At 62.5% G+C, this 10,478-nt stretch carries 10 protein-coding genes and 1 riboswitch; of the genes, 2 read left to right on the top strand and 8 right to left on the bottom strand.

All coding sequences use genetic code 11. The features are described 5' to 3' along the window. From AC5DC2_RS12355 to cysG, 5 genes are all read right to left on the bottom strand, one after another. Nucleotides 1-754: ferredoxin--NADP reductase (locus tag AC5DC2_RS12355; RefSeq protein WP_491698681.1), on the bottom strand; the 754-nt coding region annotated here is incomplete at its 3' end. Nucleotides 755-900: 146 nt separating this feature from the next. Next, nucleotides 901-1,404 carry a DUF934 domain-containing protein gene (locus tag AC5DC2_RS12360; protein WP_024709598.1) on the bottom strand — a complete coding sequence of 168 codons (504 nt, stop codon included), beginning with the start codon at nt 1,402-1,404 and terminating at the stop codon, nt 901-903. 10 nt (nt 1,405-1,414) lie between these two features. Then, the gene (locus AC5DC2_RS12365) at nt 1,415-3,070 is read right to left on the bottom strand and encodes a nitrite/sulfite reductase (RefSeq protein ID WP_491698682.1); all 1,656 of its coding nucleotides are present in this window, start codon (nt 3,068-3,070) and stop codon (nt 1,415-1,417) included. A 1-nt stretch (nt 3,071) separates the two neighbouring features. Further along, a complete protein-coding gene (locus tag AC5DC2_RS12370; protein WP_491698683.1) occupies nt 3,072-3,389 on the bottom strand; it encodes a DUF2849 domain-containing protein in 318 nt (105 codons plus the stop codon). Further along, nucleotides 3,379-4,830 carry a siroheme synthase CysG gene (cysG, locus tag AC5DC2_RS12375; RefSeq protein WP_491698684.1) on the bottom strand — a complete coding sequence of 484 codons (1,452 nt, stop codon included), beginning with the start codon at nt 4,828-4,830 and terminating at the stop codon, nt 3,379-3,381. Before cysG ends, AC5DC2_RS12370 begins: the two co-directional genes overlap by 11 nt. 218 nt (nt 4,831-5,048) lie before the next feature. Between cysG and AC5DC2_RS12380 the strand changes: the two genes are divergently transcribed. Continuing rightward, nucleotides 5,049-5,636, top strand: coding sequence for a nucleoside deaminase (locus AC5DC2_RS12380; protein ID WP_024709594.1), 588 nt, complete (start codon nt 5,049-5,051; stop codon nt 5,634-5,636). A 26-nt stretch (nt 5,637-5,662) separates the two neighbouring features. Next, nucleotides 5,663-6,496, top strand: coding sequence for a nucleoside triphosphate pyrophosphohydrolase (mazG, locus tag AC5DC2_RS12385; protein ID WP_491698685.1), 834 nt, complete (start codon nt 5,663-5,665; stop codon nt 6,494-6,496). 84 nt (nt 6,497-6,580) lie between these two features. On the opposite strand, the gene AC5DC2_RS12390 is transcribed toward mazG, so the two are convergent. The 3 genes from AC5DC2_RS12390 to AC5DC2_RS12400 form a co-directional block, all read right to left on the bottom strand. Further along, nucleotides 6,581-8,779 (bottom strand): esterase-like activity of phytase family protein, encoded by a 2,199-nt coding sequence (locus tag AC5DC2_RS12390; RefSeq protein ID WP_491698686.1) that lies wholly within the window; start codon nt 8,777-8,779, stop codon nt 6,581-6,583. 95 nt (nt 8,780-8,874) lie between these two features. Continuing rightward, complete coding sequence (locus AC5DC2_RS12395) at nt 8,875-9,756, bottom strand: DMT family transporter (protein WP_491698687.1); 882 nt, start codon at nt 9,754-9,756, stop codon at nt 8,875-8,877. 94 nt (nt 9,757-9,850) lie between these two features. Then, nucleotides 9,851-10,002, bottom strand: a riboswitch (FMN riboswitch). A 174-nt stretch (nt 10,003-10,176) separates the two neighbouring features. Next, nucleotides 10,177-10,452 carry an HU family DNA-binding protein gene (locus AC5DC2_RS12400; RefSeq protein WP_018066007.1) on the bottom strand — a complete coding sequence of 92 codons (276 nt, stop codon included), beginning with the start codon at nt 10,450-10,452 and terminating at the stop codon, nt 10,177-10,179. Between the last annotated feature and the right edge of the window lie 26 nt (nt 10,453-10,478).

Consider the following 10,478-nt stretch of genomic DNA (forward strand, 5'->3'; position numbering starts at 1 on the left):
CCATGCCGGCCGCCTCCAGAAGCGCCTTGGTGTCCTTCAGCATCTCCGCCGAACCGCAGATCATGCCGCGATCGGTTTCCGGGCTCAGCGGCGGCAGGCCGAGATCTGCGAAAAGCTTGCCACTGGAGATCAGGTCGGTGATCCGGCCGGTGCGCTCGAAGGGCTCGCGCGTCACGCTGGCATAATGCGTCAGCTTGTCGCCGACGATCTCGCTCAGGAGCTCGTCATTGCGAATTTCGCTGACGAGATCGAAGCCATATTGCAGTTCGGCCACCTCCCGGCAGGTGTGGGTCAGGATCACCTCATCGAATTTTTCGTAGGTTTCCGGCTCGCGGATCAGGCTGGCGAAGGGCGCGATCCCGGTGCCCGTGGAGAACATGTAGAGGCGCTTCGCCGGCGTCAGGGCGTCGAGCACCAGCGTTCCGGTCGGCTTCTTGCGCATCAGCACGATGTCGCCTTCCCGGATATTCTGCAGATGCTGGGTCAGCGGCCCGCCGGGAACCTTGATCGAGAAGAATTCCAGTTCCTCGGCCCAGGAAGGGCTCGCGATCGAATAGGCGCGGTAGATCGGCTTGCCGTCGACCATCAGCCCGATCATCGCGAATTCGCCGGAGCGGAAGCGGAAGCCGTCGGGCCGCGTCATGGTGAAGCGGAACAGCCGGTCCGTGTAGTGCTGAACACTCAGCACCTTCTCGCCATATACGCCGGCGGGCAGTGTCGCGGCAAATTCCTCGGTCGTGGCTTGCACATTCATGTCGACGTCTCGTCCTGTCTGCTGCACGCCGGAATGGGACCGGCGCAATCAAAATTCCGCGCATTCGCGACTGTCTACGCGCTCAGATAATACCCTGGGCCAAAGATTGCAAAGGCGGATGCCTCAAAAAAACCTGCAGCGGTCGGTCATGTTTTAGCCACCCGACGCCATTTGTAGCCGCCCGGCGCTGCGGACCGGCGGGCGGCGGGCTGGTAATACAGGTTGACGGCGGGAAGCCGACCTTCCCGCACACGGCCGACCGCGGTCGGGTTGTCGAGCGCGAAGCTGTCGAACCCGCATCGCAGCATCAGCACGAGCGGATCGATCAGCACATCGCCGACGGCGCGCAGTTCTCCGCGATAGCCGAGCCGCTCGCGCAGCAGCGTTGCCTGCGAAAAGGCCCGACCGTCGCTGAAGGACGGAAACGTCAGGGCGATGATCTCGATACGGTCGAGCAAGGGCTCGAGTTTCAGCGGATCGTCAGACGGCCCGAGGACCACCCCGGCCCCTTCATTGCCCTGAAATCCGTTTTCGAGCATCTCGGCAAGGGGGATGAGTCGGCGTTCGCCCTCGCCTGCCCTGCGTTCCTCGGTCTCGATCACCCAGGGATCGTGTTCGACGAAACCGGTCTCTCTCCAGATCACTGTCACTGTTCTCTCCTCAGGCGGCCCTGGCTTTTTCGGGATAGAGCGCATCCTTGAAGGGCTGCGCGCCGAGCCGGCGATAGGCTTCAATGAAGGTCTCGGAGCGATCCCTGCGCAGGTGCAGATAGGTGTCGACAATGGTCTCCACAGCGTCGGTCACCTTTTCCGGCTCGAAGCCGCGCCCGACGATCTCGCCGATCGAGGTGTTTTCATCGGCCGAACCGCCGAGCGTGATCTGGTAGAGCTCCGCGCCCTTCTTCTCCACGCCCAGAAGGCCGATATGGCCGACATGGTGATGGCCGCAGGCATTGATGCAGCCGGAGATCTTGATTTTCAGCTCGCCGATCTCCGCCTGGCGCGCCGGATCGCCGAAACGCTCCGAAAGCTGCTGGGCCACCGGAATGGAGCGCGCATTGGCAAGCGCGCAATAGTCGAGCCCGGGACAGGCGATGATATCGGTGATCAGCCCGGCATTGCCCGTTTCAAGGCCGGCCTCCTTCAGCGCCGCATAGACGGCCTGAAGATCGGCCCGTGCGACATGCGGCAGAACGAGGTTCTGCTCATGGCTGACCCGGATTTCGTCAAAGGCAAAGCGCTCGGCGATATCGGCGACGGCTTCCATCTGCGCATCCGTCGCATCCCCCGGGATGCCGCCGATCGGTTTCAGCGAAATGGTGACCATGGCATAGTCGTCGCGCTTGTGGTCGGCGGTGTTGCGGGTCAGCCAGTCGAGATAGCCGCTGTCGGCGGTATCGAAACGGTCGCGTTCGCGGGCGGGAAGATCGGGAAGCGCGAAATAGCGACGGATAGCTTCGATATCGCCCTCTGGGAGCGTCAGCTCGCCGTCCCTCAACGCCTCGAACTCGCGCTCGATATCCGTCTTCAGTTCCTCAAGGCCGGTCTCGTGGACCAGGATCTTGATTCGCGCCTTGTACTTGTTGTCACGCCGGCCGTTGAGATTGTAGACGCGCAGAATTGCCGTCGCATAGGCCAGAAGATCGGCCTCCGGCAGGAAATCGCGCACCTTCTTGGCAATCATCGGCGTGCGGCCCTGCCCGCCGCCGACATAGACGGCAAAGCCGAGTTCGCCGGCCTCGTTCTTCTTCAGGTGCAGGCCGATGTCGTGGACCTGGATTGCGGCGCGGTCGCGCTCGGCGCCCGTCACGGCGATTTTGAACTTGCGCGGCAGGAATGAAAATTCCGGATGCAGCGACGACCATTGCCTGAGGATTTCCGCATAGGGGCGCGGATCGGCAACCTCGTCGGCCGCAGCGCCGGAGAAATGATCGGCCGTGACATTGCGGATGCAATTGCCGGACGTCTGGATCGCATGCATCTCGACCTCGGCGAGATCGCTCAGGATTGCCGGAATGTCTTCGAGCCTCGGCCAGTTGAACTGAATGTTCTGGCGCGTGGTGAAGTGGCCGTAGCCCCGGTCATATTTGCGCGCGATATGGGCAAGCATACGCATCTGCCGGCCGTTCATCGTGCCATAGGGCACGGCGATCCGCAGCATATAGGCGTGGAGCTGGAGGTAGACGCCGTTCATCAGCCTCAGCGGCTTGAACTGGTCCTCGGTGATTTCGCCCGAGAGGCGGCGTTCCACCTGATCGGTGAACTGCGCGACGCGTTCCCGGACAAAATCATGGTCGAATTCGTCATAGCGATACATGTCACGCCTCCACATGTTCGGGTTTGGCGGGCGCATAGCCCGCTGCGTAGGGAATCGTGGGCCCCTCGGCGCGAATGCGCTCGCGCAGCCTGAGCGGCCGGATCCGGCCATCGGCTCGCTCGTCGACGTCGATCACGGCCACGTCGACGATCAGATTGCCGGAAAAGTCGCGCTTGCCGATCTCCTCGAGGCTTGCAACCGCCGCGTCGTGGCGGGCGACGAGCGCATGCTGCAGATCGCGCGTCCAGCGACCGTTGGCGTCGAGCCAGACGGCAAGGCCATCGGTCAGGCGGTTTGCGGTCAGAACCTTAGCGGACATGGACGGCTCCCGTGAATTTCTCTTCGACAAGATTGTTGTTGAGCGCGAGAGCGCTCGACTCCTCAAGACTGGCGCCGGCAACGGCGTCACCGATGATCACCATGACCGGGCCGGTCAGGTCCTCGCGCGTTTCAAGCAGCGGCAGTTCGGAAAGGACGCCGTGGAACAGCCGGCGGTTCTTGCGGCTGGCATTCTCGACGACGGCGATCGTGGTGTCGGCGGGAACACCCGCTTCCTGCAGCCGGGCGCCGAGCTTGGCGGCAACGGAACGGCCCATATAGACGGCAATGGTGGCACCCCGGACCGCAAGCGCGGCCCAGTCCGGCAAGGTGTCGCCATTAAGGTCGTGGCCGGTCGTAAAAACCAGTGTGGAGGCAACGCCCCTGAGCGTCATCGGCAGGCCGAAATCCGCGGCGGCGGCCGAGGCGGAGGTGATGCCCGGCACCACTTCGTAGGAGACCCCTGCGGCCCTGAGCGCGGCCATCTCCTCGCCGGCCCGGCCGAAAATCAGCGGATCGCCGGATTTCAGCCGCACGACGCGCTTGCCTTCCCTGGCAAGTTTCACCAGCAGGTCATTGATTTCATTCTGCGACTTGGAATGGCAGTTCTTGCGCTTGCCGACGGAGATGCGCTCCGCGTCGCGGCGGCCCATATCGACCACGGCCTGCGGCACCAGCGCATCAAAGGCAATCACGTCCGCTTCCATCAAGAGCCTGTGGGCGCGGATCGTCAGAAGGTCCTCGGCGCCCGGCCCGGCGCCGACGAGCGCGACATGGCCTGAAACGGTAGACCCGTCGGAGATGATCTCGTCGGCCAGGCATTCGGCTTCGAGAAGACGTCCCTTTTCGACGGCGTTCGCCACCGAACCGTTGAAGAAGCGTGCCCAGAAGGCCCGTCGCGCGGCCCCGCGCGGAATATTGGCATCCACCTTGTCGCGCAGATTGGCGGCAAGGCGCGCCAGCGGCCCGAGCGAACGCGGCAGCATCGTGTCGATCCGGGCGCGGATCATCTGCGCCAGCACCGGCCCTGCCCCCTCCGTGCCGATGGCGATTGCGACCGGCGGGCGGGCAACAAGCGCCGGCGTATAGAAATCGCAGTCTTCCTTCTGGTCGACGGCATTGACCGGAACGGAAAGCGCACGGGCGCAGTCGGCGATCAGGTGATCCTGCTCCGGCTCGCCGGTCGCCGCGAAGGCAAGCACCGCGCCGTCAAGCTGCTCTGCGGCAAACGGCGCTTCGACCAGGCGCGCGCCATGCGCGACCAGAAAGGCGCGGTAGTCCTCGTCCGGGTTTTCGCCATAGGCGGCAATCTCGGCGCTCGTCTTCGCCATCAGCCGCGCCTTGGCGTAAGCCTCCGCACCGGAGCCGAAAATTGCGACCTTGCGGCCCTCAACCCTGAAAAATGCCGGAAACGCCGACAGCAATTCTTCCCTTGCGACCATCTTCGAGCAGTCCTTCCATTGATGACGGAATGATGAACTGCGTTGGCCCGCGCTTGAAGAAACGAAAATGCGCGACGATGCGCCGGAGAACATTTCATTCCTCAATTCCGGCATCGGCACAGCAAATCTGGCCTTCGCAGGCATCTCATCCCTTGCGCACGCGATGATTGCCCCCTTAACTGACGGCGCAAAAGAGCCTGCGAGCAAGGGGAACATGCATGAACGATGCGCTTTTGACCGAACGCCTGCTGAACGTCATCGAACAAGACATCCTGCCCCTCACTTCAAAGGGGGTCGAAGCCGGCAACAAGGTTTTCGGCGCCGCCATTTTGCGGAAATCCGATCTCTCCCTCGTCATCGCCGGCACCAATGACGAGACAGCGAACCCCCTCTGGCACGGCGAGGTGCACACGCTGAAGCAGTTTTACGAATTGCCGGTGAAACCCGACACGAAGGAGCTTCTGTTCCTCTCCACCCATGAGCCCTGCACCATGTGCATGTCGGCGATCACCTGGGCCGGGTTCGACAACTATTTCTACTTCTTCAGCCACGAGGATTCGCGCGACAGCTTCGGCATTCCCCACGACCTGAAGATCATGAAGGAACTCTACGGGCTCGAGCCTGGCGGCTACCGGCGGCACAATGCCTTCTTTGAAGCGCGTTCGATCGTGGACATGGCCAATGCTGCGGAAGAACCGGAGAGCAGCCGTTTCCTGGCCCGGGTCGAGAGAATCAAGGCGAGCTATGCGCTTGCGTCCGAGACCTACCAATCGCATAAGGGCGAGGCCAACATCCCGCTTGACTGATATTTCCGACGCAACGGAGCATTCCATTGGAGCCTTCCCGCGACATCGCCCGCCTTATCGACATAATGGCAGCCCTTCGTGATCCCGATACCGGCTGCCCCTGGGACATCAAGCAGGATTTCGAGACGATCAAGCCGTACACGATCGAGGAGGCCTACGAGGTGGCCGACGCGATCGAGCGGAAGGATTTCGACGATCTTTGCGACGAGCTCGGCGATCTCCTGCTGCAGGTCGTGTACCACGCCCGCATGGCCGAGGAGGACGGCCTGTTTTCCTTCGGAGACGTCGTGCATGCGGTGACCGCCAAGATGATCCGCCGCCACCCGCATGTCTTTGCCCGCAACGACGCCGATACGCCCGAGGCGGTGAAGATCCAGTGGGATGAAATCAAACGGCAGGAAAAGGCCGACCGTGCGGCGAGACGCGCGAAGGCCGGCGTTACCGAAGATTTCAAGGTAGGGCATCTCGGCAATGTCCAGCGCAGCTTCCCGGCGCTGACGGAGGCGCTGAAGCTGCAGGAACAGGCCGCCCGCGTCGGTTTCGACTGGTTGGAACCCGAACCGATCCTCGACAAGTTCGAGGAGGAAATCGGCGAGTTGCGCCAGGCATTGACCAGTGGCGATCAGGCAAAGATCGCTGACGAACTCGGTGACCTCATCTTCGCCGCTGTCAATCTCGGTCGCCACACGAAGACGGACCCCGAACAGGCGTTGCGCGGCACCAACACGAAATTCAGACGTCGGTTCAATCATATAGAGCGGTCTCTTGAGGTAAACGGTGAAAGCCTGGACGCCGCCACGCTGGAGCGCATGGAAGCGCTCTGGCAGGATGCCAAGGCGATCGAGCGCAGACTGAAATAGGTTCAAACCCGAAAAGGCCGCAGCGCTTTCGCACTGCGGCCTTTCTGCAAGAGCCCGGCCGGCATCGCGCCGGCCTTTGTCTCATTACATGTTCATCGGAACCGTGAAGAACAGCGTCTCGCCGGAGCTGTCGTCCACGCCGTCATTGTCGGTTACGGCATAGGCCGTGCCGTCGGCGGCGATGGTGAAGCCCTCGATCTTGTCGACGACATAGCCGTTGGTGGCCGACTTCATCAGCGGCAGAAGGTCGACGACGTCCTGCTTTTCGACAACGGGAAGTTCCGAGCCGATCGCGGCCGGCTTCATGTCGGCAAGCGATACCTTGAACAGCTTCTTGACCTTTGCGGCCGCGCCGATCTGGTTGTCGCGCTCGACGATATAGACGTTGTCGCCATTGGCGGTGATCTCCGAAAGACCCATCCAGCCCTTCTCCGGCGTTTCCAGGGGATAGGAGACGGCGCCCCATTCGCCCGTTGCCGGCGTGTAGGCCAGAAGCTTGACGAAGCCCTTGGCGTCATCGGCCCATTCGCGCTGAACGGCCATCCACAGCGTCAGGTCATCGCCCTCGCCCACCGTGGTGATGCCTTCCATGCCGAAGCGGGTCTGGCTGGCCAGCAGCTCTTCCGGCAGGTCGATGGTTTCGGTGATCTCGCCCGTACCGTCGATGTGGAGAACCGCGTGCGGCACGTCCTTGTCCGGATTGCCTTCAGACGCCAGCCAGAAGCCGCCATTGCCGTCGACGGCCACGCCTTCGAGATCGAGCTTTTCGGCAGGCTCGCCATTGCGGGTAACGCGGATCGCGTCGGTGATCAGCGCCGGCTTCTTCGAAGCGTCGATGATGAAGACCGAGGGCTGGCCCGAATAGAAGCTGTCATTGACGGCATAGAGCTTCGAGGCGTCCGCTGGATCGGCGGCAAGGCCGGAGAGCGCGCCGAAGCCGATCAGCGGATCGCGGGAAACATCGGAAGCGATCTGCGGATAGTCCGCCTCGCCCTCTTCATAGGCGTAGAGCATCACATGGGCGCGCACGCCGCCGTCGGGGCCGAGGTCTTCCTCATTGGCGGTGACCAGCAGGTTGCGGGCGGGAATGGCGACGCCGCTTTCCGGACCGATGCCGGACGGCAGAAGCTGGACCAGTTCGGGCGCATCCTGGACATTGTCATTATAGACGCCGACGACAGAACCGCGCTCGGACATGACGAAGAGGTAGTTGGTATCGCCATACTGGCCAACGATCAGGCCTTCCGGCTCGACGCCCTTCTTGCCGGCGCGCTTGTCCGGGAAGTGACCGATGGAGGCTACGGCGCGCTCGAAGGAAGCGCCGGCCTCATGCAGCAGTTCACCGGTATCGGAGAAGATCGAGAAGCCGCGCGAACCGCCCTTGTAGTCGCCCTCATTGGCGATGACGAAGCGGTCATTGTCGAGCCACTTCACCGTGTCGGGCTCGCGCGGAACGGCGGTCAGCGAACCGGTGAAATCGAGCTTGCCGTCCTTTTCGGTGTCGATGCCGGTCAGGTCGACCGTGCCGGCGGAGAAGTGGGTCTTCACCGCGCCGGTATTGCCGTCAACGACAGCGATACCGTTGTTTTCCTGCATGGTGACGACGATCTCATTGTCGTCGTTGATGTCGATGAATTCCGGTTCCGGATCGCTCGGCGCCGTCATCTCATCGAAGCCGGCCATGGCGACATGCCTGGTCGTGGCGCAATCGGCAACACCGTCCTTCAGCGAGATGATCACCAGGTCGCCGGCAGGCATCTGCGGAATTTCGCCGTCGTTCAGGTCCTCATCGCGCTCGTTTTCGATGGCGACGGCAACGATCGAGCCATCGGGAGACACGGCAACCGAATCGGGCTGGCCGCCGAGATCGCACTGCGCTTCAAGGGTCTTCGATGCAATATCGATGACGCCGAGGAAGCCGGAAGGCGACGTGAAGCTTTCCGACGTGTTGACGCCGACAAAGGCCTTTGCGCCGGAAACGGCAACCGAGGTCGGCTCGCCCTCAAGCTTGATGGTGCCCGCGGCCTTCGGCGCGCGCGGGTCGGCAATGTCGATGAAGCCGACGGCGCCGAGCGGACTGTCGGAATAGACGAGCATGTTGCCGTCTTCGGTCGCGGTGATGATCTCCGCGGACGTGGCGCTCATGGCGTCCATGTCGGCCGGAAGGTTTTCGTTGACGGCGAAAACGGCGATGCGGTTGAACACCTGATCGGCGGATGCCGGAATGGCGGCTGATGCGAGAAGCGCGGCGGTAAGCGCCGCACCGGAAAGGCGCAGTTTCATGGGTTTCCCTCCTGGGCGTGAAATACCGGAGGGTTGTGCGTCACGCGCGTGACAGGACGATAACGTCTTGATGACGCCCGCGTGACAGATTTGTCTCAGCGTTCCCGCCCGCGCTCAATCAGCATGATCGAGAGCGATGCGGCGAGGATCATGACGCCGCCGACCCAGAACAGCTTATCGGGCGCATAGCCGAAGACCAGCCAGCCGCCAAGCACGTTCAGCGGCAGTTTCAGATCATCGAAGGGCTGGACATAGGCCGCGTCCGCGCTGGAATAGGCGAGCGTCAGGAAATACTGCGCCAACACCGTCATCAGGCCGAGCGCAAGCATGATCCAGATCGCGTCGCCCGCCGGCACGGCGAACCCGCCGCCGATCGCGACAAGAGCATTGATCGGTGTCAGCAGCACCAGCAGCCATACGGTGATCGATTCCGGCCTCTCATGCGCCGTCAGTTTCTTGGTAATCAGCGACGTGCCGCCCCAGAGCAGCGCGGAGAGCACCGGCAGAAGCGCCGCCCAGGTGAAGCTTGCCGACCAGGGCTGAAGGATAAGCAGCGCGCCGGAGAAACCGACAGCGGTCGCAAGCCAGCGCGACGGCCCGACGCGCTCGCCCAGAAACAGCCTGGCGCCGACGATGATGAAAAAGGGCGACGTCATCACCAGGGCGATCGCCTGGCTGATGGGAACGGACTGGAGGCCGAAGACCCAGGCCTGAACGCCGAGCGCGGAAAGCGCCACACGCACTATGTGCTGACCGGGATAGGCAGTGCGCATGACTGCAAGCCCCGTGCGCCACAGATACGGAATGGCGAACAGCAGGGCGATGCCATACTGCCAGAAGGCGACGGAGGAGGACGCAAAGCCCATCTTCATGGTCAACTGCTGGATCAGCACATTGCCTGCCGCGTACACCACGCCGGCAAGCACCATCCAGAATGCGCCGGTCAATGCTGGAGAACGATAGATTGCCTTGCCCATACGGTCTCGATCCTTCACAGCGCTCAAGGCGCATCGAATGCGGGACGACGCATGGTCGCCGCGGGCCATCGGCAAAAACCGGACCCGCGTCAGCCTGCATTCTCTTCCTTCCGGACTTTGACCGTCGGCTCCGGTTTCGCACCGGATCTGCTGACCCTTTCCGGCAATGTCCGGGAAGGCGCTCGCGGGCTTGCGTCGGAAACGCTTACCGCCGGTGGGGAATTTCGCCCCGCCCCGAGAATGTGCCGCAGAAAGCCCTGCTCGCTGCGGCGATTTGTCGGCTCAGATGTAATGAACTGCAGGGGGTCCGGCAAGTCTTATCTGGGAGGCGACTTGGTAACTGTTCGTCAACAATACAGACAACAAAAAACCCGGAGCGTAACGCTCCGGGTCAACAGCCTGTCAGAAGACGGCGGATGCTTAAGAGTTGCAAGCTTCCTTGAGACCCTTGCCGGCCGTGAACTTCGGAACGTTGCGCGCCGGAATATCGACCTCGGCGCCCGTCGACGGGTTACGGCCCTTGCGCGCGGCGCTGTGCGAAACGGTAAAGGCGCCGAAGCCGGCCAGGCGCACTTCGCCGCCGTTCTTCAGTTCGCCCTGCACGGCGTCGAATACGGCGTCGACAGCAGAAGCGGCATCGGTTTTGGACAGACCGGCCTTTTCGGCAACGGATGCTACGAGTTCACTCTTGTTCATGTTTCCACCCTTTCTCAAATGGTTCG

Source organism: Martelella sp., from assembly GCF_984369615.1.

Coding starts and splice junctions, on each gene's coding strand:
- AC5DC2_RS12365 (WP_491698682.1), bottom strand. CDS start 3,070: ATGTATCGCTATGACGAATTCGACCATGATTTTGTCCGGGAACGCGTC.
- AC5DC2_RS12370 (WP_491698683.1), bottom strand. CDS start 3,389: ATGTCCGCTAAGGTTCTGACCGCAAACCGCCTGACCGATGGCCTTGCC.
- cysG (WP_491698684.1), bottom strand. CDS start 4,830: ATGGTCGCAAGGGAAGAATTGCTGTCGGCGTTTCCGGCATTTTTCAGG.
- AC5DC2_RS12380 (WP_024709594.1), top strand. CDS start 5,049: ATGAACGATGCGCTTTTGACCGAACGCCTGCTGAACGTCATCGAACAA.
- AC5DC2_RS12390 (WP_491698686.1), bottom strand. CDS start 8,779: ATGAAACTGCGCCTTTCCGGTGCGGCGCTTACCGCCGCGCTTCTCGCA.
- AC5DC2_RS12395 (WP_491698687.1), bottom strand. CDS start 9,756: ATGGGCAAGGCAATCTATCGTTCTCCAGCATTGACCGGCGCATTCTGG.
- AC5DC2_RS12400 (WP_018066007.1), bottom strand. CDS start 10,452: ATGAACAAGAGTGAACTCGTAGCATCCGTTGCCGAAAAGGCCGGTCTG.